The organism is Streptomyces sclerotialus (genome assembly GCF_040907265.1).
Taxonomy (GTDB): domain Bacteria; phylum Actinomycetota; class Actinomycetes; order Streptomycetales; family Streptomycetaceae; genus Streptomyces; species Streptomyces sclerotialus.
Map to the genome: position 1 here is coordinate 2,005,385 of NZ_JBFOHP010000002.1, position 24,778 is coordinate 2,030,162.

Sequence of the window (24,778 nt, forward strand, 5' to 3'; positions counted from 1 at the left end):
TCCACCGCGAACTGTGCGTCGGACGTGGCTCGTTCACGCCATCTCTGCCGCTTGACGCGCACCCGGCAGGCACGCCACATTGAAGCCCGGCATCAGGTGCTTATGAGCATCAGGCCGCTTTATGGGGGGCAAAGCTGCCAATGCAGACCAAGACCATCAACAGCAACAGATCCACCGGCAGCAGACCGGCACGGGCGGAATCGACGCCCCTGCTCGCGGGCGCCGCCGTCGCGGTGGGCGGCGTGGGCGCCGTACTGGCGCTCGCCGGCCTCGACTCGCCGCTGCGCGCGCCCTTCGTGCTCTTCTTCCTGCTCGCCGCGCCCGCGGCCGCCATCGCCGCCGCCCTGGGACGCCTGGACCCGCTCAGCCGCACGGTGGTCGCGGGCGCCGGGGCCTGCGCCGTCGACCTGCTGGTCGCCCAGACCATGCTGTCGCTGCACATCTGGTCGGCGCGCGGCGGGGTCGTGGCCGTCGCGGCGATCAGCGGCACCATCTTCCTGCTGGCGAGCGTGCGGCGCCGCGGGGCGTCCGCGCCAGATGCACGGACGGACTGAACGTGGACATCAGCGTGTACCGCCCCGGCGAGCTGAGCGGCGCCGACCGGGCGGCATGGACGGCCGTGCAGTCCCAGGCACATCTCCTGGGCACGCCGCAGCTGGCCAATCCCTTCCTGGCACCGGAGTTCGCGCTCGCGGTGGGCCGTTGCCGCCGCGGCGTACGGATCGCGGTGATCAGGGAGGACGGCGAGCCGGCCGCGTTCCTGCCCTTCCAGCGGACCGCGCTGGGCGTCGGGCGCGCGATCGGCCTGGGGGTGTCGGACGCCCAGGGTCTGGTGCACCGGCCCGGCTTCCAGTGGGAGCCGCGTGAGCTGCTGCACGCCTGCGGGCTCGCGGTGCTGGAGTTCGACCATCTGGTGGAGGGCCAGAAGCCGTTCGAGAAGCACCCGTTGCAGTCGTTCCCGTCCCCGGTGATCGATGTGGACCAGGGGTTCGAGGCCTATCTGGCCCGGCTGCGGAAGCAGTCGCCGAAGTTCACCCGCACGACCCTGGCGAAGGAGCGGAAGCTCGGACGGGACGTGGGCGAGGTGCGGTACGTCCACGATGAGCGGAATCCAGCCGTCCTGCAGACGCTCATCGACTGGAAGTCCGCGCAGTACCGAAGAACGGGACGCAGCGACCGCTTCGCCCGGCCGTGGATCACGCACCTGGTGGAGCAGTTGTTCCACACCCGCACCGACTCCTTCGCGGGCGTGCTGTCGGTCCTGTACGCCGGCGAGCGGCCGGTCGCCGCGCACTTCGGACTGCGCTCGGAGCGGGTGCTGGCGTGCTGGTTCCCCGCCTACGACCCGGCGTTCGCGAAGTTCTCGCCGGGGCTGGTCCTGCATCTGCGGATGGCCGAGGGGGCCGCCGCGGATTCCATGGGCTATCTGGACCTCGGCCGTGGCGAGAAGGAGTACAAGGATTCCTTCCGGACACGGGAGATCCAGGTGTCCGAGGGATGGGTGACCCGGCGCCATCCGGTGGCACTGGGACATCTCGCGCGGCGGGCCCCGGTGAAAGCGTTGCGGAACACCGTGCTGGCTCGGCCGGAATTGTTCGAACCGGCCGACCGGCTGCTCAAACAGATGGGCCGGATCCGTACCGGAAATCATGGAGCGACCCGCTCGATTTCGAACGAAAAGACAAAAGGGGATTGGTAGGTGCAGCTCTTGCCATAGGATGTCATTCATCAATACCGTCGAACAATCCACTCGCACCGGATCGTCAGCCAGCGGCTTCAGGGGAGGGCTCGGTAGCCGCGACGAGGCCCGGGGCGGGGCGCGGTAGGGGGTGCCGTGCCCGACCCGTATGCCGGCGTCGGGGCACGAGTCGCGGAAACACGCATGCCAGCTCGCTCTGTTCATCCGGTGTCCCTTGCCGTCCCGAACAGGGTGTGAACCCCCTTTTCGAACCGGATACACATCCGGGCCGCCCGGGGGTGGGCGGTCCACCGGACGAGAGGGAAAACAGACTCATGAGTTCATTCCTTCGCCCTGCGGAAACGAATCCGAAAGCCGTCGCGCGGATACCCGCGCAAGCGGAGTACCGACCCGTTTCCTCGCACCTGGCGATTGCTCCGCCGGTCAGCGTCGTGATACCGGCGATGAACGAGGCGGAAAATCTCCCGTACGTCTTCAAGACACTTCCGGACTGGATCCATGAAGTGGTTCTGGTGGACGGGAATTCCACCGATGACACCGTGCAGGTGGCACGGGAACTGCGGCCGGACGTCACGGTCGTGAAGCAGCGCGGCAAGGGCAAGGGGGATGCCCTCATCAGCGGCTTCGCGGCGTGCACCGGCGAGATCATCGTCATGATCGACGCGGACGGCTCGGCCGACGGCGGCGAGATCGTCTCCTACGTCTCGGCGCTGGTCGGCGGCGCCGACTTCGCCAAGGGCTCCCGCTTCGCCAACGGCGGCGGCACCGACGACATGACCCCGATCCGCAAGCTCGGCAACCGCGTGCTGACCACCCTGGTCAACGCCAAGTTCGGCGCCCGCTACACCGACCTGTGCTACGGCTACAACGCCTTCTGGCGGCACTGCCTGGACGAGATCGCGCTGGACTGCGCGGGCTTCGAGGTCGAGACGCTGATGAACATCCGCGTCGTCAAGGCCGGGTTACGCGTCCAGGAGATACCCAGCCACGAGTACAACCGCATCCACGGCGTCAGCAACCTGCGCGCGGTCCGCGACGGCATCCGCGTCCTGAAGGTCATCCTGCGCGAACGCGGCACCCGTAAGCGTGCGGTGCGCCCCGCGATGATCACGGGAGAGGTGTCTTGAGCATCCGCATCTCCGTGGTGATCTGCGTGTACACCGAGGACCGCTGGGGCGACATTCTCGCCGCGGCGGCCTCGGTGCGTGACCAGCTCCACCCGGCACACGAGATCCTGCTCGTCGTCGATCACAACCCGGCCCTGCTCACCCGGCTGCGTACGCAGTTCGCCGGGGCCACCGACATCAGCGTGCTGCCGAACGCCGGACCGAGAGGCCTCTCGGCGGGCCGCAACACCGGCGTCGCGGAGTCCACCGGCGAGGTCATCGCCTTCCTCGACGACGACGCGGTCGCCGAGCGGGAATGGCTGCTGCACTTCGCCGAGGGCTACGCCGACCCGAAGGTGATGGCCATCGGCGGCCGCACCGAACCGGTCTGGGCCTCCGGCCGCCGCCCCGACTGGTTCCCCCGGGAGTTCGACTGGGTCGTCGGCTGCACCTACCTCGGCCTGCCGCCGGGCCGGACGCGGGTGCGCAACGTCCTCGGCGGCAACGCCTCCTTCCGCCGGGAGGCCTTCGAGATCGCCGGCGGATTCGCCACCGGCATCGGCCGGGACGGCGACAAGCGGCCGCTGGGCTGCGAGGAGACCGAGATGTGCATCCGGCTCACCCGCGCCTGCCCGGACGCCGTCCTGCTCATCGACGACCGTTCGGTGATCCACCACCGGGTGCCCGCCGGACGCGAGCGCTTCGCGTACTTCCGTACCCGCGCCTACGCCGAGGGACTGTCCAAGGCCCTGGTGGCGCGCAGCGTCGGCGCCCAGGAGGGACTGGCCACGGAGCGCCGCTACACCACCCGCGTACTGCCCGCCGGGGTGGCGCGCGGCATGCGGGACGCGCTGCTGCGCAGGCCCGGCGGGGCCGCCCGGGCGGGCGCGATCGTGGCGGGCGTGGCGGCGGCGGCCGGCGGCTACCTGGTCGGCACGGCACGCACCCGCCGCTCGGGCGGCTCCTTCGTGATCGCCGCGGTACCGGGCCCGGCCGGTGCGCCGTCGCACGGGCCGGACGCCGACGCGACGGGCCGCCCTCCGGTGAGGCCCATGGCGGTCGAGCCCGTGGCGGTCGAGCCCATGGCGGTCGAGCCCGTGACCGTGGCCGAGCGTCCTCCGGTGGAGCCCGTACGCCTGGCCGTGCGGGCCGAGAAGCCGCTGCGCGGCGACGGCGGCCTGCCCGGCGAGGACGTCCTGCGCGGCGGCGAGGGGGCGGTCGCGTGACCGCCCCGCTGAGCGCCGCTTTCCCGCCGGCGCCCGTGCCGATCCTCATGTACCACGCGGTGGCCCACAAACCGGCCCCCGCGACGTACGGCCTGTCCGTCGCGCCCGGCGCGTTCGCCGAGCAGATGGCGGTCCTGCACGACACGGGGTACCACCCGCTGACCACGGCGGAGCTCGCGGCCGCGTGGCGGAACGGCACCCCGCTGCCCGACCGCCCGGTACTGCTCACCTTCGACGACGGCTACGAAGGCGTGCACCGCTACGCCCTGCCCGTCCTGGCCAAGTACGGCTTCCCGGCCACGCTCTTCGTGTCCACCGGCTGGCTGCCCGGACCGTACGACACCGGCGGCGCGCTGGACACCATGCTCGGCTGGGACCAGGTACGGGAACTGGCCGCCGCCGGGGTGGAGATCGGCGGCCACAGCCACACCCATCCCCAGCTGGACCAGCTCCCCGACGACACGCTCTGGGCCGAGGTGCTGCGCTGCAAGGGCATCGTCGCCGAGCAGCTGGGCGCGGCCCCGGTGTCCTTCGCCTACCCCTACGGCTACTCCAGCCGGCGGGTGCGGCGGACGGTGCGCGCCGCGGGCTTCCGGCAGTCGCTGGCCGTCGGCAACGGCCTGGCGGGCTACCGGCAGGGCCCGTACGCGCTGCGCCGGCTGACCGTACGGCGCAGCACGGAACTGGCGGAGTTCCGGCGGATCGTCGCCGGCGAGGCCCTGGGCCGGACGTTCGCCAAGGACCGCGCGCTCACCAAGGGGTACGCCCTGCTCCGCAGATCGCGCCAGGTGATCAGGCGCTGCGCTCCGGGGGACTGACCCCGCGCGCGCAGCGCCGATGAAAGGCCGTCAGTGGGGCCCGGTGGCACAGTGCCGGGCCTCAGGAAAGGGAACCCGAGCCAGTGTCTGACACGACCACCCGGACCGAGGAACGTACGCAGGGCGAGCGGGCACCGGGCGGGCGCAAGCTGCGGTTCCCCGGGCGTGGTGAGGGCACGCCGCTCTTCCGCAACGCCTACGCGCTGATGCTCAACACGGGCATCTCCGGGCTGCTGGGCCTCGGGTTCTGGCTGGTCGCGGCGCGCTACTACACCGAGTCGGCGGTCGGCCAGGGCTCGGCGGCGATCGCCGCGATGAAGCTGCTGGCGGGGCTGACCGCGGTGACGCTGACCGGCGCACTGGCCCGCTTCATCCCGGTCGCCGGGCGGCGGACGGGCCGGCTGGTGCTGCGTACGTACGCGGGCAGTTCGGTGGTGGTCGCGCTGGCCGCCGTCGTCTTCCTGCTGACCCTGGATTTCTGGGGCCCGTCCTACCGCTTCCTGCACGGCACGCTCAACGGCCTGGGCTTCATCGTGGCCGTGGTCGCCTGGTCGCTGCTCACCCTCCAGGACGGGGTGCTCACCGGGCTGCGCAGTGCCATGTGGGTGCCGGTGGGCAACCTCGTCTTCTCCGCGGTGAAACTGGCCCTGCTGATCGCGATCGCGGCGGCCGTCCCCACCGCGGGGGTCTTCGTGTCCTGGGTGGCGGCCATCGCGGTGTCCGTGGTCCCGCTGGGCTGGCTGGTGTTCCGGCGGCTGGTCCCCCGGCACGTCGCTGCCACCGCGCGCACCGTGCGGCCGCCCTCGCTGCGCGAGATGGGCCGCTTCCTGGCCGGCGACTACACCGGCTCCCTCTTCTCGCTCGCGGTGGTCTACCTCGTACCGGTCATCGTCGCCTCGCAGGTCAGCTCGGCCGACAACGCGTACTTCTACATCACCTCCACGATCGGCGGCACGGTCAACCTGCTCGCGATCAACATGGGCGCCTCGCTGACCGTGGAGGGCTCGCACGACCCGGCGCGGCTGGCGGAGAACACCCGCGCAGCGCTGCGCCGGATGGCCCGCATCATGCTCCCGGTCTGCCTCTTCCTGTTCGTGTGCGCGCCGTACATCCTCGGCGTGTTCGGCGACGGGTACGCGGACGCGGCGACGCCGCTGCTGCGCTGGCTCGCGGTCGGCGCCGCGCTGCGCGTGGTGATGGAGACCTACTTCGCGGTGCTGCGGGCGCAGAGCCGGACCTCGGGCCTGGCGTACCTCCAGGGCCTGCTGTGCGTGCTCGTGCTCGGCCTGACGCTGCTCCTGCTGCCGCGGATGGGGCTGACCGGCGCGGGCGTCGCGGAGATCTGCAGCCTGGCGGTGATCGCCTCGATCGCCACCGTGAAGCTGTACGGCGTGGTCCGGGGCCGTCCGGCGGCGCCGCTGGCCAAGGCGCCGGCCGACGGGGTCGCCCCGGACGGCGACCTGGCGGACCTGGCCGTCCACGGCGACCTGGGCGACGCCGTGCGCGTCCCCCTGGACGACCGGGCGGCGCCGGAGGCGGACGGGGCGCGCCGTCCCACATGGGCGCAGCGGGCCCGCCTCGACGTGGACACGATGCCGCTGGGCGTGCACGTGGACTTCGACCATATGGAACGGCGGCCCGATGTGCGGCCGCCACTGACGGAGGAACAGGTGGCGGACGGGTACCGGGAGCCGGAGACGACGGGCGGCGGGGCCGCCGGTACGGACGCGGCACCGCCCGCGGCCGGCAAGCCGTCCTGGGCGAAGGAACGGCCGGCGGCCTCCGCCGGAGCGAGCGGTGCCGATCCGGCGGAGGCGCTCACGCTGCCGCTGCCGGCCGTCACACCGGCGGAGGCGTCATCGGGCGCCTCATCGGGCGCCTCATCGGGCGCGTCATCGGGCGCGTCGGAGGCGAACACGGTGCGGCTGCCGGTCGTCACCCCCTCAGCTGCCGCACCCGGCAGCGGTACGGCCGGTGCCGCCGCAGGCCGCGGCGGAGTCACCGCCTTCCTCGCCGCCCGCCCCGACCTCGGCGTCTGGGCCCTGCTCGGCGTCGCGCTCGCGCTCTACTGGCTGCCGCTGCGCGGAATGGGCGACGCCGACCTGGACCGGATGGGCGGGCTCGGCCTGATCTCCGTCCTGCCCGTCACGACGCTCGCCGGCGCCGCCCTGCTCGCCGTGGTCTTCGCCGCGGCCCTCCGGCTCTCCCGGCCGCGCCGGGCCCTGCTGGCGGTGACGCTGACGCTGACGGTCGTGACGCTGCACGCGCTGCCCGCCGTGCTGGAGACCGAGCCGCGCTTCGCCACCGCCTGGCAGCACCTGGGCTTCCTGGACTACATCGGCCGCACCGGCACCGCCGTACCGGACCTGGACGCGCGCTGGAGCTGGCCGGGCTTCTTCGCCGGTGCGCAGTTCCTCGCCGAGGCCTGCGGCGTCACCGACTTCGAGGCACTGCTCCGCTGGTGGCCGCTGACCATCCAGCTCCTCTACCTCGCACCGGTGTTCCTGCTGCTGCGCTCCGTACGGGCGGACTGGCGCGCGAAGTGGAGCGCGGCGTGGCTGTTCGCGCTGTGCGGCTGGGTCGGCCAGGACTACTTCTCCCCGCAGGGCTTCACGTACCTGCTCTACCTGGCCTTCGTGGCGGTCCTGCTGGTGTGGTTCCGCGACCCGCGGGTGCTGCCCGGCAAGCTGCGCCCCGGCGAGACCGAAGTGCGCCCGGCTCCCCGCAGGCAGCGCGCGGTCCTGCTCGGCGTGCTGATCGCGCTGTTCGCGGTGTCCGTCGCCGGTCATCAGCTGACGCCGTTCGTGATGCTCGGCGTGCTCACGTTCCTGGTGCTGGTCCGCCGTTCGACGCTGCGCGGCCTGCCGCTGCTGCTCGGGGTCATGGTCGTCTTCTGGATCGGCTTCCTCGCCGAGCCGTACTGGTCGGGCCACTTCGACGAGCTGTTCGGCGGCATCGGCGGCCTCGGCTCCAACGTGGCCTCCTCCGTGTCGGGCCGCATCGAAGGCGGCAGCAGCACGCACCAGCTCGTCCTCTACACCCGGGTGCTGCTGGCCGGTTCGGTACTCGCGCTGGCCTGCTGGGGCGTGCTGCGGCGACGGCTGGCGGGCTTCGCCGAACGTTCGCTGCTCGTCCTCGCCTTCGTGCCGTTCCTGGCGTTCGGGATGCAGTCCTACGGTGGCGAGATGGCGCTGCGCGTCTTCATGTTCGCGCTGCCGGGCGTCTGCGTGCTCGGTGCGCTCGCGCTCTTCCCGCGCCCCGCCGCCGGGCGGCGCGGCCTCGGACCCCTCGCGGCCCTGCTGGCCGGCCTGGTGCTGGTCTTCGGGTTCCTCGTGGCCCGCTGGGGCAACGAGCCGTTCGAGCGGACCCGGCCCGGTGAGGTCGCGGCGATGGAGTACGTGTACGCGCACGACGTGCCGACCGTACGGCTGCTGTGGCTGACCGACGACCCGGTCGAGAACGTCACCCCGGACATGCCGTGGGGCGCCCGGGACATGGAGCGCGTCCAGTACGAGCCGACCCTCGCGCCGCGCGACCCGGTGCGCGTCGGCCCGCTCGTCCGGGCCCTGAAGGACGCGGGCCCCCAGTCGTACCTGATCGTCAACCGCGGGCAGTCCGAGGCGCTGCGGCTGGACGGCGGCTACGCCGACGGCTGGGAACGGCGGCTGCGGGCCTCCCTGGACCGCCACCCCGAGCTGCACCGGGTGCTCGTCAACGACGACGCGGTGCTGTACGAGCTGACGGACCCGCCCGCGGGCCCGGTGCCGCAGCCGGCCCCCGGGCCGGCCGGCCCGAAGGTCACCTGGACGCCGTGGTCGGTGGCGGGCGGCGTGGCGGCGGTGGCGCTGATCCTGCTGCTGGGCACCCGGGAGATCGTCCGGGTGGCGCTGCCGCCGAGCGTCGGCAAACAGCGCTGGGTGCAGGGCACGTTCTGGTTCGCCGTGCCGCTGCTCGTGGTCTTCCTGGCGGCCCTGGTCCAGCGGTTCGTGACGATGTCGTAGGCGGTGCGGGACCGGCACCGGAGGCGGGGCCGCGGTGCCGGCCCCGCACCGGCCGGCCGACCCCGCACCGGCCGGCCGTGGGTCAGCCGCGCTTCAGCCAGCGGAGCCCGTAGCCCGGCATGTCGAAGGTCTTCCCGTCGATCTTGGCCTGGATGGTCCGGCCGAGGGTGTTCACGACCAGTACGGCGTCGTCGTCGGCGAGCACCCGCACGTTGGGCCGGTCGTCCGGCGCGACGCGGACGGGCCGGAAAGCGGTGCCCGGCGGGAATTCCCTGCCGAACCGGGCGAGCAGTTTCATCATCGGCAATTCGCGGCCGCCGCCGTCCAGTTCGGTACTGCGCCACAGACAGCCGGGGCAGTCCTCGTCCTCGTTCTGCGGATTCCAGTACAGCGCGGTGGCGACGCCGGCCCGCGCCATTTCCATCATGGCGGTGGCCTGTACCGCGGTGCGGTGCGGCTCGCTCCAGCCGGCCCGGTCGTCGTTCTCGTCGCCGACCTCGACGTACCATTCCGTCCACCACACCGGCAGTCCGGTCTCCTCACGGAGCCACCGGGTGACATCGCCGAATTTCCTCGTCGCCTCGAATTCGTCCGGCTCGTAGGAGTTGTCCCGGGTGTAGCTGGAGCCGTCGACGGCGAGGAAGTCGGCCCCGGCCTTGTGCTCGTTCCAGTAGGAGACGGCGTCCAGGACCCGCTGGTCGACCGAGCCCCAGGGCCCCGCCAGGTCGGAGGAGTAGGAGTCGTCACCGGGCCGGTAGCTGTCCATGACGACGTACGGACCCCCGACCTGGATCGCCGGATCGACCTTCTTCAGTTCCTCGTAGACCAGGTTGTACAGCTCCGTGTAGCCCTCCTGGTCCCAGCGGTTCCGGTCCTCGTCGAAGAATCCCTTGAGTTCGTTCCAGACGATGAAGTGCCGGACCTCCGGATAGCGTTTCGCTATCTTTCCCGCCAGTTTCGCGAAGTCCTCGTAGTGTTCCGGACTCGGCGCCTTCTCCAGCTCCCCCCAGTCCGTCTTCCCGGCCTTTCCGCCCTTCATCCAGTCCGGCGAGCAGCACAGGGTGAGCACGGGCGTGCCGCCGGTACTGCGGATCAGGGCGAGCCGCCGGTCCAGGTCGTGGAAGTCGTATTTCCCCGGGGTCGGTTCGGGATTGCGCGCGCCCCAGCCCATGATGTGCTGGTTCTGCGGCATCGGATCGCCGGTGAGCAGCCGGTCGGCCGCCACCTCGGCGGCGGGCTCGCCGCGGTCGGCGCTGAACTCGGTGTGGGTGAACCCCCAGCCCAGCTGCTCCATCGCCTCGGAACCGCCGAGCACCCCGTTGCCCGATCCCCTGCCCTGCTGCCCGCCCGGCGGTAACCCGCCCAGGGCCAGGAGTAACGCAAGAACTGTCGCCCCCGTGCCGAGAAGCGCGGTGATCACCCACCGCGTGCGCCCCGGTATTCGCACCCGTAACCCCCCATGACGTCCCACAACGGGCAAGCCTAGTCACATGTCCTTCTGTTGAGCCGTGATTCCGCCTTTCGGGCGGGCGAGGGACCCGGACCGGTCGGCCACCTGTCAAGTGCCCGTCAAGCCCGGTCCGGCCCGTCGCCGCCGGGCAATCCCGTAATTCCGTGTACGGCGCGCGGGTCATGCCGGATCATGGCCCCCATGTGTGCCGATCACCTGCCGCCGGGCGCCGCCGAGGAGTCGCTGCCGATCCGTCTGACGATGGACGACAGCGACTCCCCGTCCGACGTGGTGGACGCCCTCTTCCTCGGGCGGTTCGCCAACGGACGGCAGCCGTACGCCCGCAGCCGCTCCCTGGAGCGGGTCAAGCCGGGCCTGACGCTGCTGCCGCCCGGCGCCGAGGTGTTGCGCTCCGCCCGTGACGACGACCGCAGCGCCACCCTCGCCGAGGGCGACGGCTGGACGCTGCTCATCTCGCGCTGGAGCCGCGGCGCCGACATCACGGTCACGGCGGTCAGCGACGAACTGGCGCAGAAGGTGCTGGGCCAGTCCGCCGACGGCGCCGAGGACGAGCCGGAGCCGCAGCCCGCCAACGTCCCGATGGGGTTCTGGTACTACTCCCCGCGCCGCGGCCCGTACCGGACCACCCGGCAGATCTCCGCGGGCACCTGGGACGAGATCCGGCCCAACTACACCACGCCGGTCGCCGAGGCCCTGGACGGCCTGATGAAGGTCACCCCGGAGGAGATCGCCGGCCGGCTGCTGCTCCTGCACGGCCCGCCCGGCACGGGCAAGACCTCAGCGCTGCGCACCCTGGCCCGCTCCTGGCGCGACTGGTGCCAGGTGGACTGCGTCCTGGACCCGGAGCGGCTCTTCAACGACGTCGGCTACCTGATGGACATCGCCATCGGCGAGGACGACGCGTCGGGCCGGGGCCGCTGGCGGCTGCTGCTCCTGGAGGACTGCGACGAGCTGATCCGCGGCGAGGCCCGGCACACCGCGGGGCAGGCGCTCTCCCGGCTGCTGAACCTGACGGACGGCCTGCTGGGCCAGGGCCGCAACGTTCTCGTCGGCGTCACGACCAACGAGGACCTGGAGCGGATGCACCCGGCGGTGGTCCGCCCAGGCCGCTGCCTGGCCCGGATCGAGGTCGGCCCGCTCACCCGCACCGAAGCGGCCGGCTGGCTGGGGACGGACGAGGGCATCGGCCGCGAGGGCGCGAGCCTCGCGGAGCTGTACGCGCTCCGCCGGGGCACCCGCCCCGCCGCGGTCCCCGCCCAGGACACCGGTGCGGACGCGGGGCTGTACCTGTGACCCGCGCCGGAACGAAGGACTGACGGCACGGCCCCGCGGGTGATGGCGCTGGTCCCCGGCCGGGCATGTCCCGCCGCCGGCCGGCCGGGTCCTGCACCGGTGACCGGCCGGACGGACCGGTTCCGGTGACGCGCGCACCCCGCGCCCGAGCGGCACCCCCCGCCCGCACGCTTCGGAGGAGCGGCGGGCAGGAACCGCCGGGGGCGGCAGCGGAGGGCCGCCGCCCGGTTCACCGCCGGGAACCGCCGGACCGCGCCCGCCCCCGCGGCTTGAGCGGCACCGGCGGCAGGGCCGGCGCGGGCAGCGGCGGCCCGTCGTAACCGTGCACCGTCCCGAACCGCTCCCCCGCCATCCAGGCGTCCCGCGCCGCCGCCACTTCGTCACCGCTCCGCGCGACGAAGTTCCACCACATGACGATCTTCTCCTCGAACGGCAGCCCGCCCAGCAGCATCAGACTGCTGTCGACGTCGGAGCGGACCGGCAGTTCACCGCGCCCGCAGCCCAGGTACAGCAGCGAGCCGGGCCCGAGCCGTACGCCGTCCACCTCGGTCTCGCCCTCGATCGTCAGCACGGCGTACTCGAAGTCGCTCTCCAGCGGCAGCCGCACGTGCGTCCCGGCACCGAGCGTGATGTCCGCGCCGACCAGCGGCGAGTAGGTCGTACCGGGCGAGCGCGCGCCCGCCAGCTCCCCCAGGATCACGGTCGCGCTCAGCCCGCCGCCCCCGGTGATCACCGGCAGGTCGGCATGGTGCTCGAACGACGGCGCCTTCCCCCGGTGCTCGTTCGGCAGCGCCACCCACAACTGCGCGCCGTGCAGCACCCGGCCGTGGTCGCGCGGCGACTCCTCCGAGTGCGCGATCGCCCGGCCCGACGTCATCAGGCCCAGCTCCCGCGGCCGTACGGTCTGCAGCGACCCCAGGCTGTCGCGGTGCAGCACCTCGCCCTCACGCAGCCAGCTGACCGTCTGCAGGCCCATGTGGGGATGCGGCGGCACCTGCATCCCGGGCTCCTCGGCGATGTCGTCGGGACCGTAGTGGTCCACGAAGCACCAGGCACCGACCATCCTGCGGCCGAGGTTGGGCAGCAGTCTGCGGACCAGCGTGGACTCGCCCAGCGGAACCTGCTTGCCTGGCTGGAGGTCCCGCACCGGTCCGGTCCGGCCTCCGCCCCCGCAGAGACTGGCCGCGGGCTTGAGATCGAGGTTGCTCATGACGTCACGATATGGCGGTCATGCCGGCAGCCCCCGCAGGCGTACGGACAGACACGTCACACACCCCTCCAGCTTCTCGAACTCCCCGATGTCGACGGGCACCGGCATGTACCCGAGATCGGCGAACAGCTCCGCGCTCCGCGGCGCACTGGCCGCCATCAGCAGTTTTCCTCCGCCGAGCAGGACGACGTGGGAGCCGCTCTCCTCCGGTACGGCCAGGAACCGCGGAAACAGCGCCCGCGCCTCGTCGTCGACGAGCGGCGGGTAGCCGATGACGGTGCCGTCGGGAAGCGCGGTGACGGCCGACTTCAGGTGCAGGACCTTGCTGACCGGTACGGCGACGACCCGCGCCCCCAATGGCTCGAAAGCAGCTCGGATTTGGCGCACTCCGTCAGCGTTGGTACGCCCGCCGCGGCCCACGTACACCGTGTCGCCGATCTTCAGCACGTCCCCGCCGTCCAGCGTCCCGGGCTCACGCACCCGGCCCACGAAGCAGCCGAGCGCCTCCACGGTCGCGGCGGCCGCCGCCGTCTCCGGCTTCCGCTCGTCCGCACCGGGCCGCGAGATCAGCGCGGCGTTGCGGTACACCACCATGGTGTCCTCGACGAAGACGCCGTCCGGGCAGTCGTCGGCGGGCGGCACCTCGATGGTCTCCCAGCCGTGCGCCTGCAGCGTCCCGACGTACGTCTCCCACTGCCGCACCGCGAGCCCGGCATCGACCGGCTGCCGGTCGATGTGCGTGACCAGCCCTTCCGCGAGCCGCGGGCTCGGCCGACGCACGAGAGCCTGCTTGCTGGTCATGACGCCCTTTCTGCGGGTCGGACGATACTGAACGACGAGTTAGCAGGGGTACCTTACGCGGGGGGTCCGCGGGGCGGGAAGGGGGACGGAGGTGCCCCTTCGGGCGCGCCCCTTCGGGGGGGAGCCGTGGTGGCCGTGACGGCCACGACGGGACCGGGTGGCGCTCTCGGAAACCGCCCGGCTCGCTCCCGCGCTTGCCGCACGGCCACGTCCTTCGCTACAACGGCCGCATACTTCGCTACAACCGCCGCGTACTTCGGTACAACGGCCACGTACTTCGGTACAACGGCCACGTACTTCGGTACAACGGCCACGTACTTCGCTGCGCAGGACGTACCGTGCCCGCCTCACCGTGCGACGAGCGTGAGGAGATGGTGGAGATGACGGCATCGACGGACGCACGATCGGTGCCGCCGGTGGTCCGCTCCCGCCAGGAGCTCATGGACCGCGGCATCCCTTTCCCGCCGCCCGCGACACCCGAGACGGCGCTCCCCCTCGTCGCCAGTGGCGCGACGTACCAGATGGCGCAGAAGCTCGCCTGGCTGGACGACGACCACTTCGCCGTGGGGCGCTGGGACGGCTCCATGAGCGTCTTCCGGTTCACCGACTCCCCGACGGCGGGCCCGCTGATCAGCAAGGCCGTGAACACCCCGGCCTTCCAGGGCGTACGCATGCTGGCTCCGCTGCCGGGCGCCGTGCTCGTGACCTCGAACGACGACCGCTCCCTCACGCTGTGGCACTCGCCCGGCACCACGTGGACGGACCTGCTCCCGCTGCGGACCGTCCCGTACGACCCGCGGCTGGGCCCGGCCACGAGCGGCCGGGGAGTACGCGCCGGCTCACCCCACACCCTGGCCGTGGGCCACACCACGGGCCACCTCTCCCTCTGGCACTACGACCCGGCCGCCCGTGACCTGACGTTCTCCAGGAGCGTGGACCTCCGCAACCCCGACCCCGTCAACCCGTGGAACCTGCACGACATCAACGCGACCGAAGTACTCACCGAGGTACTCCCTGAGGTATTCACCGACGCACACGGGACGGCCCTCGTCGTGACCGGCTCCGAGGACGGCTACGTCTGCGTCGTACACGTCCCCTCGGGCGACATCGTCTCGCAGACGGTCTTCAACCCCACCGCGGAGCGGGGCATCAACGCCCTGTCCGTACAGGGCGGAGCACTGCTCGTCGCGAACTGCTCGGTCGGCCCCGAGGACCACAACCTCTGGTACTTCACCTTCGACGAGAAGTCCTGGCACCCCGCCCTGCGCGACCGCGTCAACCTCATCGTCGACCCCCGGCGCCCGCAGGCCTTCAACTTCAGCATCGTCACGGGCGCTTATGCGCACGGCCCCTGCTGGTTCTCCTCGACGGAGGAAGGCGCACTGTGGATGGGCACCACCGACGCGTCCTCTCTGAAGGTCCTCGGCTACAAACAGGTCACCAGCCCCTTGGGAGCGGCCCTCGGCTACCGTGGCCGCCCCGGCCGACTGGCCATGGTCGCCCACGACCTCTACGAATTCGAAACCGGCGCGGAACAGCCCCCGGCGCCCCGCTGAACGGCCCACCCAGGGGCGCGGGCCCATCAGGGGGCGGGCCCACTCAGGGGGGCTGACCCTCCCAGGGGCGCAGGCCTAACCAGGGGCGCAGGCCCACCCACCCAGGGGCGCAGGCCCACCCACCCAGGGGCGCAGGCCCACTCAGGGGCGGGCCCTCCCAGGGGCGCAGGCCCACTCAGGGGCGCAGGCCCACCCACCCAGGGGCGCGGGGCAAGCGGGTCTTACCCCTTCCCCTCCTCCTCTTCGCCGTACGTGGCGCGGAGGGCCGTCACCGCTGCGGACAGCGCAGCCTGATGGTCGAGGCCGAGGCGCTGGGCCCGCTGGGCGAAAGCCAGTGCGGCCTCGGCGGCCTGCTGCGCACCCGCGTCCCCGGCAGCCGCGACGAACGTGCCGTTACGGCCGCGCGTCTCGATCACCCCGTCACTCTCCAGGGCCCGGTACGCCTTGGCCACGGTGTTCGCCGCCAGCCCCAGCTCTCCCGCCAGCCCCCGCACCGTCGGCAGCCGGAACCCGGCCGGCAGCCGCCCACTGCGGGCCTGCTCGGCGATCTGGGTGCGGACCTGCTCGTACGGCGCGTCCGCCGCATCCGCATCGACGACCAGCTGCAGAGGGTGCAGGACCACAGTGACACTCCCGATCAAGCCGAAGCTACAAAACCTTGCGACAGAACCCAGCAAGAGCACTCAGCAACAGAACCTTGCTACGGAACTTTGTCCCACCCATTGTGCTCCGCCCCCGCCCCGTTCCCGACTCACCACACCCGGTGTGCCCGACTGAACGTTTCCGGGTCCCTTCCCCTTTCCGGCCCCCTTCCCCCTCGGAGCCCTTCCCCCTCGGGTCCCTTCTCCCTTCCGGTCCCCTTCCCCCTCGGGGCCCTTCCCCCTTCCGGCCCGCTTTCCCCTCAGGTCCCTTCCCCCTCGGGGCCCTCCCCCTTCTCCCCCGGGGCCCCTCTTTCTTCCCCCCCCCGGGGCCCTCCCCCCTCCCCCCGCCGCCCCTCCGCCCCCTCCCCTTCGCCCCTTCCTCCCTCCTCGCCCGGCCCTACCCAGCCCTACCCAGCCCTGTCCGACCCCCGCCCTGTCCGCTCCTGTCCAGCCCAGCCCTGTCCGGCCCTGCCCGGCCCTGTCCAGCCCAGCCCTGCCTGCCCCGCCCGCCCCGCCCCGCCATCCGATATTGAGAGGCGCTCGGGGCGGGGGCGGCGTAGCGTCCGGCAGCATGTCGCTCACCGTTCGCGCGTTCCGTCCCTCTGACGCCAAGGCCGTCGCCGACGTACGGCGGGCCGTCGCCCCCTTTCTCGTCTGCACCCCGCAGTCCGTGGCTTGGGAAGCCGCCAACGCCCCGGCCGCCCAGCACTTCCACCTCCTCGTCGCCGAGCTGGACGGCCGCCTCGTCGGTGCCGCCAAGACCGGTCTGATCCACGACAGCACCGTCCCCGGCCAGGCCGTCGCCAACCCGATGGTCCACCCCGCGCACCGCGGCCACGGTGCCGGCCGGGCCCTGCTCGCCGCCGCCGAGGAACGCCTGGCCGCACTCGGCGCCACCCGGATCCAGGCCTCCGCCCACGAGGACGGCCGGTCAACGGAGTTCGCCGACCGCAACGGCTACCGCCGCAGCCGTACGTCCAGCTTCCTCCGTCTCGATCTGGCCCGTACGCCCTTGCCGCCGCTCCCCGCTCACCTCCCTCCCTGTGTGGAGCTGCGTACCGCCGCCGAATTCGGCGCCGACCCGTATCCGCTGTACGAACTGGACGCCGAGGCCACGAGTGACGAGCCGGGTGACGTGCCCAGCGACGCCATGTCGTACGAGGACTGGCTGGCCGATACCTGGGAGCGCCCGGACCTCGACCTCGGCCTCACCACGGTCGCGGTGGTGGACGGCGAACCGGCCGCGTTCAGCGCGGTCGCGGCCGACGGCCTCGGCCGCTGCTTGTCCGCCATGACCGGAGCCAAGCGTGCCTTCCGCGGCCGCGGCCTGGCGAAGCTCGCCAAGCTGCGTGCCCTGCACGAGGCCCGCGCTGCCGGCTGCACCGAGGCCTTCACGGGCAACGACGCCACCAACGCCCCGATGCTCGCCATCAACGAGGCCTTCGGCTATGAGCCGTTCGCCACCCAGTGGAGCTGCCTCCGAGATCTCTGAGGACCTGAGCGTCATCGTGCGCCTCCTTCCTGCCGCCCGGCTGTTCCGTCCGCGGTGCCGGCGCCGCCCAGGGCCGGTGGCAGCGCCACGGCGCGGTCCGGGCCGGTGGGGTCGTAGCCGATGGTGTCGCCGGGGCGGTGCCAGTGCAGGAGGAAGCGCTGCCCCGCGCGGTACGCGTCGAGGCCCGCCCGGCAGTACGCGACCATGTCGTCGGGCAGTGAATCGAGCGGGAACCAGGCCAGTTCGGAGCACTTCTCCGGCTCGCGGTTGACCGGCTCGCCGCCCGCGCCGTACGCCGCCTCGAAGAACCAGCCGATCCGCGGCCGCCCGTCCGGCGCGCGGTGCTGCATGACCAGCGCGACCCGGAGGTCCGACGCGCTGAGCCGCAGCCCGGTCTCCTCGGCCGCTTCCCGGATCATCGCCTCCTGGACGTCCTCGCCGTCCTCGGCGTGTCCGCTGGGCGCGTGCAGCAGACCGTCGGCGTATCCGGTGTTCGCGCGCCGGGCGAGCAGGACCTCGTCCCCGCGGCGCAGGATCAGATGGACATCGACCACCTCCGTATGGCGGGCCGGAGGTGCGGGGTGGACCACGAGTGTGTACCGCTCGTCCCGCACCTCCCTGCCCCACAGCGCGGCGTCTCCCGTGAGCCGCTCCAGTTGGGTACGGCGGGCCAGCGGCGCGGTCAGCCGTTCCAGTTCGCCGGCCGTGATGCCGACCGGCGTCGCTTCGCCCCACCGGCCCTCGATCAGCACCAGCCGGCCCCCGGGCCGCAACAGCCGCACCCAGCTCCGCAGCGCCGCCTCCGGGGCGGGCAGCGCCCAGAGCACGTGCCGGACGACAATCACGTCGAACTGCCGCTCCGGCACGGGTGGTTCGGCGGCGTCCCCGATCAGCAGCCGGGTGTCCCACGCGGCGAGCTTGGCGCGGGCCGCTTCGACCATGCGCGGGGAGCGGTCGACACCGGTGACGCGGTGGCCTTGCTCGGCGGCGAGCAGGGCCAGGCTGCCGGTGCCGCAGCCGAGGTCGAGGACGTCGGACGGCCGGTCGGGCAGCCAGGCCCGCAGCCGGGCCGCCCAGGCGGCCCGTACTGCCGGATCGCGCAGTCCGTGATCCGGCTCGTCGTCGAACCGCTCGGCGGCGGATTCCCAGTAACCGGCGTCGGTGACCGGTGTGTGGGTAGCCATGTACGGATAGTGACAGGCCCCGCTGACAATCGCTCTGGCCTGTGGATAAGTCCGGTCCGTCATGCGCGAGGCCGGTCGGGCGGAGGGCCGGGCCGCCGATCGCCGCCCCGCCCGCGACCGCCGCCCGGCCCCCGCCGGCTTCCCGTCCTGCGTTCTCAGTCCTCCGTTCTCAGTCCTCCGCGCGCGCGGAACGCGCGCGCGAGAACGCCCGCTTGATCCACGGCCACGTCAGCAGTACCAGGATCACGGCGTAGACCGTGATCGAGAACGGCGTGTCGACCAGGCCGGTGACGCTGCCGTCGCTGATCTGCAGCGCGCGCCGCAGTTGCTGTTCGGCGGCCGGGCCGAGGATGACACCGATGACGGCCGGCAGCACCGGCAGGCCGTACCGGCGCATGCCCAGCCCGATCAGCCCGATGATCAGCAGGATGACCAGGTCCAGCGGCTCACCGCCGACCGCGTAAGCGCCGACCGCCGCGAAGAAGAGGATTCCGGCGTACAGGTACGGGCGCGGGATGCGCAGCAGTTTCGCCCAGACGGGTGCCAGCGGCAGGTTGAGGACGAGCAGCAGCACCATGCCGACGAACAGCGAGGCGATCAGGCCCCAGACGAGTTCCGGTTCGCGTTCGAAGAGGAGCGGTCCGGGCTGGATGCCGTACTGCTGGAAGGCCGCCAGCATGACCGCGGCGACGGCGGTCGTCGGCAGGCCGAGGGTCAGCATCGACACGAGCGTGCCGGCCGCCGAGGCGGAGGACGCCGACTCGGGCCCCGCGACGCCTTCGATGGCACCACGGCCGAATTCGTCGCGGTGCTTGGAGAGCCGCTTCTCGGTGACGTACGAGAGGAAGGTGGGGATCTCGGCGCCGCCGGCCGGGATGGCACCGAAGGGGAAGCCGATGAGCGGCCCGCGCAGCCACGGCTTCCACGTCCGCCGCAGTTCGTCCCTGCCCAGCCACGGGCGGCCGACGGGGATGGACTCGCCCGCCGTACGTCGCAGGTGGGCCGCGACCCACAGGGCCTCGCCGATGGCGAACAGTCCGACGGCCACGATGACGACGTCGATGCCGTCGGCGAGTTCCAGCGTGCCGAAGGTCAGCCGCTGCTGCCCGGTCATCTGGTCCAGGCCGACGAGGCCCAGGGTGAGGCCGATGAGCAGGGAGGCGAAGCCGCGTATCCGGGAGCTGCCGAGTACGGAGGTGACGGCGATGAAGGCGAGCACCATGATGGCGAAGTAGTCGGGTGCTCCGATGTCCACGGCGAGTGCGGCGACCGTGGGGGCGAGGGCGACCAGCAGGATCGTGCCGATCATGCCGCCCGCGAAGTGCCCGCAGGCGGCGGCCGCCAGGGCCTGGGCGCCGCGTCCGGCGCGTGCCATGGGGTTGCCCTCGATGGCCGCGACGACCGCCGCGCTCTCACCGGGGGTGTTGAGCAGGATGGAGGTGGTGGAGCCGCCGAACATGCCCCCGTAGTAGATCCCGGCGAACATGATGAAGGCGCCGGTCGGGTCCAGCCCGTAGGTGACGGGCAGCAGGAGGGCGACGGCCATGGCGGGGCCGATGCCCGGCAGCACCCCGATGGCGGTGCCGAGCAGCACTCCGATGGCGGCCCAGAGCAGGTTGAGCGGGGTCAGTGCCGTACCGAAGCCGTCGATGAGTGAGGACAGGGAGTCCATCGTCTACAGCACCCCCATGAGCGGTCCGCCGGGCAGCGGCACGCCCAGCAGGTTGTTGAACACGACGTAGGTCACCAGGGACAGGACCGCCGCGATGAGCGGGTCCCGGGTGAGGTTGCGGCTGCCCAGCGCGTACGCGGAGCCCCAGAAGAGCAGCGCTCCGGAGATCGGGAAGCCGAGCGGTCCGATGAGGACGGCGTTGGCGAGGAAGACGCCGGCCAGGAGGGCGACGGTGCGCCAGTCTCCGGGTTCGGTGAGGTCGACATCCTCGCCGCCCTCGGCCTCGCCGCGGCCGCCCCGCAGGACGTCGACCGCGAGGAGTACGGCGACGACCAGGAGGAGCCCGCCGACGACGATCGGGACGGTGGTGGGCCCGATGGGGCCGCGCTGGGTGATGTCGGTGTCCATCGTGACCGCGTCGGTGAGCACGAGGACGCCGAGGACCAGGAGGATGAGGCAGACGCCCAGTTCGGAGCGGCCGCGCAGACGTGCGCGCAGCCCGCTGTCCTTCGGGGGCGCGCTGGGTTCGGTACCGGTGGTGCTCACAGCCCCAGCTCCTTCAGTACGGTGTCGACGCGCCGGTCCTGGGCGGCGAGGAAGGTGCCGAACCTGTCGCCGGTCAGGAAGGCGTCGCTCCACCCGTTGCGCTTGAGCGCGGCTTTCCACTCCTTGGAGCGGTGCAGCTCGGTGAAGAGGCGGGTGAGCTTCTCGCGTTCGACGTCGGTGAGCCCTGGGGGCGCCACGATGCCGCGCCAGTTGGTGAACTCGGTGTCGACGCCGGCTTCCTTGAGGGTGGGCGCGTCCAGGCCCTTGACGCGCTTCGGTCCGGTGACGGCCAGGAGGCGCAGCTCGCCGGACTTGATCTGGTCGAGGTACTCGCCGACGCCGGAGACCCCGAAGGCGACCTTGCCGCCCAGTACGGAGGCGAGCAGTTCGCCGCCGCCGTCGAAGGGCACGTAGTTGACTGACTTGGGGGTGATGCCGGCGGCCTTGGCCATCAGCATCGGTGCGAGGTGGTCGGGTCCGCCGGCCGAGGAGCCGCCGCCGACCGGCATCTTGCGGGGGTTCTTCTTCCAGTCGGCGAGGAGTTGTTCGAAGGTCTTGTACTTGGAGTCCTTGGCGACGACCACGATGTTCGGCTCCTCTGTGAGCCGTGCGATGGGCGTGGTGTCGCCGAGCCCGGAGGGCGAGTGGTTGGTGTGGACGGCGCCGACGACGCCGAGGCCCATGGACATCGCGAGCTTGCCGTTGCCGTGCTCGTTGACCATGCGGGTGAGGCCGACCGTGCCGCCGGCTCCGGGGAGGTTGAAGACCTCGACGTTGTGGTTGAGCCCGGCGTCCTCGACGCTCTTCGCCGCCGTACGGGCGGTGATGTCGTAACCGCCGCCCGGCGTGTTGGGCACCATGAACTGCAGGCCCGGAATGCTGGTTCCGGTGTCGGTACCGCTGCCCGGGGTGAGCAGGGGCGGCCCGAGGAGGACGATCAGCACCGCCCCCAGGAGGGCGAGGGGTGTGCGCGCACGCACAGATGACACCACCCTTCTCTTGCGTGTGGCTTCGTGGCTCTGTGGGGGGGGGGAGATCGTGGTGAGGGCCACATGTTGCCCGGGGGTTAACTCCGCGTCTCGCTTCCGGTATTAAGGGTCGTTGTGAACGTTGTGGTCACGGGAGGGATCGTTCGATGACCAAGGTGCTGGTCGTCGATGACGACTTCATGGTGGCCAAGCTGCACAGCCACTACGTGAACGCCACCGAGGGCTTCACGGTGGCCGGCGTGGCACATACGGGTGCCGAGGCGCTGCGCGCCGCTGAGCGGCTCCGTCCCGACCTCCTCCTGCTGGACGTCTACCTGCCGGACATGGACGGCATCAGTGTGCTGCGCAGGCTGCGCGCCCTGGAGGGCGGCACGCACGCCGACGCGCTGTTCATCACCGCGGCTCGCGACGCGCACGTCATACGGGACGCCCTGCGGGCCGGTGCGCTGCACTACCTCATCAAGCCGTTCGACCGTGCCTCCCTCCAGGAGCAGCTGCGGCACGTGGCCGTGGTGCGCGCACGCCTGGAGCGGCTGGGTGAGGCCAGCCAGGAGGACGTGGACCAGCTCTTCGGTGCCCGCCCGCGCGCTTCCAGGGGTCTGCCCAAGGGCCTCGCCGCCCACACGGCGGAGCTGGTCGAACGCACCTTGCGGCAGCACGAGGACGGGCTCTCGGCTTCGGAGTGCGCGGCGGCGGGCGCGTTGTCACGGGTGAGCGCACGCCGCTATCTGGAGTACTTCACGGACACCGGTCAGGCCGAGGTCTCGCTGCGTTACGGAGGCACGGGCCGCCCCGAACGCCGCTACCGGTGGATCGCCTGACGACCGCCCCGTCCTTGGGGGCTTAACCACCGCTGAGCGCTTCCTTAAGCCGTCCATAAAGATCGTCAAGGGCCTGCTCCGGGCGGCGAATTCGCTGGTCGGCGGGGCTAGCGTGCTGCCCGCCGCATGACTTCCGCACGCCCTGAAGGAGACCCCCACGATGACCGCTCGTCGTAAGGCCGCAGCGTTCGCCAGCACCACCCTCGCCCCGCTTGCCCTCACCTTGTTCGCCGCGGGCCCGGCGGCCGCGCACGGCTCGATGACGGACCCGGTGAGCCGGATCTCCGCCTGCTACGCCGAGGGCCCGGAGTCCCCGGACTCGGCGGCCTGCAAGGCGATGGTCGCGGCCGGCGGCGTACAGGCCCTGTACGACTGGAACGGCGTACGGGACGGCGCGGCGGGTGGTCGGTCCCGGACGCGGATACCGGACGGCAAGCTGTGCAGCGCGAACAGCGAGGAGTACAAGGGCCTGGACCTGGCCCGGGCCGACTGGCCGGCCAGCTCGATGGCGGCGGGCGCGCACACCTTCCGGTACAAGGCCACCGCGCCGCACAAGGGCACGTTCGAGCTGTACATCACGAAGGACGGCTACGCCCCCGGCAAGCCGCTGAAGTGGTCGGATCTGGAGGAGAAGCCGTTCGCGAAGGTCACCGACCCCACGCTGACCAACGGCGACTACGTCTTCGAGGGCAAGGTGCCGGCCCGCTCCGGCCGCCACCTGATCTACAGCATCTGGCAGCGTTCGGACAGCCCGGAAGCCTTCTACACCTGCTCGGACGTGGTCTTCGGCAAGGACGGCGGCAGCACGGGCACCGCAACGGGGAACGGTGCGGAGCCGCGTTCCTCCGCCGCGCCGGCGCCTGCCGCCACCGCCCCGACCGAGCAGCAGCTCGCGGCCGGCGCGGACAAGTCGTCGATGGACCACATGGACCACGGGGTGACGAACGCGGACACGCACGCGGAGAAGGACACGCACGCGCACGAGGACACGGACGCGGAGGCGGGCGCGAGTGCGGACGGCGTGCGCCCCGACGGGGCTTCGGGCAAGGAGGTGCGCACGGAGCTCGCGGAGACCGGTGGTGACAGCTCGACCGGACCGCTCGCGATCGGCGGCGCCGCCGTGCTGGCGCTGGGCGCCTCGGTGCTCTTCGCCGTCGCCCGCCGCAAGGCCGCACGGAACGGCGGCTGAGGACCGCCCGGCACCGGCGGTCCGACGGTGCGCTGCTCCCTCGGGCAGCAGCGCACCGCGCGGGTGTGCCGGTCAGCGCGACGTGCAGGTGGTGGGCGTGGCGTGGGCCGGGTCCAGGGCGTTGGCCGCCTCGTGGAAAGCCACCCGGTCGGCCAGGCCGATGCCGAGGTGCCCGGAGACGTCGGTCGGGCAGAGGTCCTGGACCAGGACGTTCCGCACGTTCGGTCCGCTCAGGAACTGGCTCTTGTACGGCGTGACGACCTCGTCGTACTTGGTCGCGATGACCGTGTGGCGCACGCCGGGCACGGTGTCGCCGCCCTCGTTGAGGCGGTTGAGGAAGTCCGACCCCACGATCTGGTCGTTGAGGCCCGGCGCGAGCGACTCGAGGTACTTCTTGGCGCCGGGGACCTGGTCGATGAGGCGGGTCAGCCCGTTCACGTCGGTGCCGTGGTTGTCGGGCGCGATGCCGACCAGGGCGTTCACCTTCGCGGCGCCGCCGAGGAACTTGAGGTAGTAGCGCGGCATCATGCCGCCCTGTGAGTGGCCCACGAGGTCCGTCTCCGCCGCTCCCGTCGCGGCCAGCACCCGGTCGACGTACGCGGAGAGCTGCTCGGCCGACTTGTCGACCGGGCCCAGGCCGTGGAAGAGGGGGACGCCGGACAGTTGCCCGTAGTCGAGGGAGAAGACGCAGTAGCCGCGGGCGACCAGGTACGGCGCCAGGGCGAGCCAGTTGTCCACGGAGTTGCCGAGGGTGCCGTGGACGAGGACGACGGGCCGGGGATGGGCGGCGGACGGTTTGCAGGAGTAGTCGTTCCAGCCGGCGGAGACGGTGGCGTCCGACGCGGTGGCGGCTGCCGCCGTGGGGGTGGCCGCCGTGGCGGCACCGAAGGCGAGAGCGAGGGCGGAGAGGGCGGTGGCCGCACGTCTCCAGGGCAGCGCTCGGTGCGTGGTCGTGTTCATGCGATGCTCCTTGCGGGAGGTGAGGGGACTCCGAAGTGCTCGCCGAGTCATCACCTGCGATCCGGATCGCATGGCTCAACGCTGTGATCGACCGTCAAGTTAC

At 72.0% G+C, this 24,778-nt stretch carries 19 protein-coding genes and 1 pseudogene; 11 read left to right on the top strand and 9 right to left on the bottom strand.

Features of this window, described 5'->3' with window-relative positions; translation table 11 throughout:
• Window positions 1–140: 140 nt before the first annotated feature.
• The 6 genes and pseudogenes from AAC944_RS08955 to AAC944_RS08980 all read left to right on the top strand — a co-directional run bounded on the left by AAC944_RS08955 (window position 141) and on the right by AAC944_RS08980 (window position 8,850).
• Complete coding sequence (locus AAC944_RS08955) at window positions 141–554, top strand: hypothetical protein (RefSeq protein WP_030622915.1); 414 nt, start codon at window positions 141–143, stop codon at window positions 552–554.
• Window positions 555–556: 2 nt separating this feature from the next.
• Window positions 557–1,699, top strand: coding sequence for a GNAT family N-acetyltransferase (locus tag AAC944_RS08960; protein WP_030622917.1), 1,143 nt, complete (start codon window positions 557–559; stop codon window positions 1,697–1,699).
• A 314-nt stretch (window positions 1,700–2,013) separates the two neighbouring features.
• Complete coding sequence (locus AAC944_RS08965; protein WP_030622919.1) at window positions 2,014–2,826, top strand: glycosyltransferase family 2 protein; 813 nt, start codon at window positions 2,014–2,016, stop codon at window positions 2,824–2,826.
• A pseudogene (locus AAC944_RS08970) lies at window positions 2,823–3,794 on the top strand (glycosyltransferase family 2 protein); the annotation flags it as partial. The gene AAC944_RS08965 and the pseudogene AAC944_RS08970, both read left to right, overlap by 4 nt.
• A 284-nt stretch (window positions 3,795–4,078) precedes the next feature.
• Complete coding sequence (locus AAC944_RS08975; protein WP_030622924.1) at window positions 4,079–4,849, top strand: polysaccharide deacetylase family protein; 771 nt, start codon at window positions 4,079–4,081, stop codon at window positions 4,847–4,849.
• A gap of 83 nt (window positions 4,850–4,932) precedes the next feature.
• A complete protein-coding gene (locus AAC944_RS08980; protein ID WP_030622925.1) occupies window positions 4,933–8,850 on the top strand; it encodes a lipopolysaccharide biosynthesis protein in 3,918 nt (1,305 codons plus the stop codon).
• Between the two features lie 82 nt (window positions 8,851–8,932).
• Here the strand turns inward: AAC944_RS08980 and AAC944_RS08985 are convergent, their stop codons facing one another.
• Window positions 8,933–10,321 (bottom strand): GH39 family glycosyl hydrolase, encoded by a 1,389-nt coding sequence (locus AAC944_RS08985; RefSeq protein ID WP_438272787.1) that lies wholly within the window; start codon window positions 10,319–10,321, stop codon window positions 8,933–8,935.
• 180 nt (window positions 10,322–10,501) lie between these two features.
• On the opposite strand from AAC944_RS08985, the gene AAC944_RS08990 reads away from it, so the two are divergent.
• Complete coding sequence (locus AAC944_RS08990) at window positions 10,502–11,614, top strand: DUF5925 domain-containing protein (protein ID WP_030622929.1); 1,113 nt, start codon at window positions 10,502–10,504, stop codon at window positions 11,612–11,614.
• Window positions 11,615–11,843: 229 nt separating this feature from the next.
• Here the strand turns inward: AAC944_RS08990 and AAC944_RS08995 are convergent, their stop codons facing one another.
• Both AAC944_RS08995 and ddaH read right to left on the bottom strand, forming a co-directional pair.
• Entirely contained in the window at window positions 11,844–12,824 is a 981-nt protein-coding gene (locus AAC944_RS08995; RefSeq protein ID WP_030622931.1) for a pirin family protein, read from the bottom strand.
• 18 nt (window positions 12,825–12,842) lie between these two features.
• Window positions 12,843–13,625 carry a dimethylargininase gene (ddaH, locus tag AAC944_RS09000; protein WP_030622933.1) on the bottom strand — a complete coding sequence of 261 codons (783 nt, stop codon included), beginning with the start codon at window positions 13,623–13,625 and terminating at the stop codon, window positions 12,843–12,845.
• A 338-nt stretch (window positions 13,626–13,963) separates the two neighbouring features.
• On the opposite strand from ddaH, the gene AAC944_RS09005 reads away from it, so the two are divergent.
• The gene (locus tag AAC944_RS09005; protein WP_030622935.1) at window positions 13,964–15,181 is read left to right on the top strand and encodes a hypothetical protein; all 1,218 of its coding nucleotides are present in this window, start codon (window positions 13,964–13,966) and stop codon (window positions 15,179–15,181) included.
• Window positions 15,182–15,402: 221 nt separating this feature from the next.
• Here the strand turns inward: AAC944_RS09005 and AAC944_RS09010 are convergent, their stop codons facing one another.
• Window positions 15,403–15,804, bottom strand: a complete 402-nt coding sequence (locus AAC944_RS09010; RefSeq protein WP_438272788.1) for a GntR family transcriptional regulator — start codon at window positions 15,802–15,804, stop codon at window positions 15,403–15,405.
• Window positions 15,805–16,393: 589 nt separating this feature from the next.
• On the opposite strand from AAC944_RS09010, the gene AAC944_RS09015 reads away from it, so the two are divergent.
• Window positions 16,394–17,314 carry a GNAT family N-acetyltransferase gene (locus AAC944_RS09015; protein WP_030625420.1) on the top strand — a complete coding sequence of 307 codons (921 nt, stop codon included), beginning with the start codon at window positions 16,394–16,396 and terminating at the stop codon, window positions 17,312–17,314.
• 11 nt (window positions 17,315–17,325) lie between these two features.
• Here the strand turns inward: AAC944_RS09015 and AAC944_RS09020 are convergent, their stop codons facing one another.
• The 4 genes from AAC944_RS09020 to AAC944_RS09035 form a co-directional block, all read right to left on the bottom strand.
• The gene (locus AAC944_RS09020) at window positions 17,326–18,498 is read right to left on the bottom strand and encodes a methyltransferase domain-containing protein (protein ID WP_051872452.1); all 1,173 of its coding nucleotides are present in this window, start codon (window positions 18,496–18,498) and stop codon (window positions 17,326–17,328) included.
• A gap of 169 nt (window positions 18,499–18,667) precedes the next feature.
• Window positions 18,668–20,170 (bottom strand): tripartite tricarboxylate transporter permease, encoded by a 1,503-nt coding sequence (locus AAC944_RS09025; protein WP_030625426.1) that lies wholly within the window; start codon window positions 20,168–20,170, stop codon window positions 18,668–18,670.
• Window positions 20,171–20,173: 3 nt separating this feature from the next.
• The gene (locus AAC944_RS09030) at window positions 20,174–20,716 is read right to left on the bottom strand and encodes a tripartite tricarboxylate transporter TctB family protein (protein WP_030625429.1); all 543 of its coding nucleotides are present in this window, start codon (window positions 20,714–20,716) and stop codon (window positions 20,174–20,176) included.
• Window positions 20,713–21,696 carry a Bug family tripartite tricarboxylate transporter substrate binding protein gene (locus AAC944_RS09035; protein WP_030625431.1) on the bottom strand — a complete coding sequence of 328 codons (984 nt, stop codon included), beginning with the start codon at window positions 21,694–21,696 and terminating at the stop codon, window positions 20,713–20,715. The genes AAC944_RS09030 and AAC944_RS09035 overlap by 4 nt, the downstream gene beginning before the upstream one ends.
• 155 nt (window positions 21,697–21,851) lie before the next feature.
• Between AAC944_RS09035 and AAC944_RS09040 the strand changes: the two genes are divergently transcribed.
• Both AAC944_RS09040 and AAC944_RS09045 read left to right on the top strand, forming a co-directional pair.
• Window positions 21,852–22,526 (top strand): response regulator, encoded by a 675-nt coding sequence (locus AAC944_RS09040; protein WP_030625435.1) that lies wholly within the window; start codon window positions 21,852–21,854, stop codon window positions 22,524–22,526.
• A 160-nt stretch (window positions 22,527–22,686) separates the two neighbouring features.
• On the top strand, window positions 22,687–23,715 hold the full coding sequence (locus tag AAC944_RS09045; protein ID WP_030625438.1) for a lytic polysaccharide monooxygenase: 1,029 nt from the start codon (window positions 22,687–22,689) through the stop codon (window positions 23,713–23,715).
• 72 nt (window positions 23,716–23,787) lie between these two features.
• Here the strand turns inward: AAC944_RS09045 and AAC944_RS09050 are convergent, their stop codons facing one another.
• Window positions 23,788–24,675: an esterase/lipase family protein gene (locus AAC944_RS09050; RefSeq protein ID WP_030625441.1), complete on the bottom strand. Its 888-nt coding sequence runs from the start codon at window positions 24,673–24,675 to the stop codon at window positions 23,788–23,790.
• Between the last annotated feature and the right edge of the window lie 103 nt (window positions 24,676–24,778).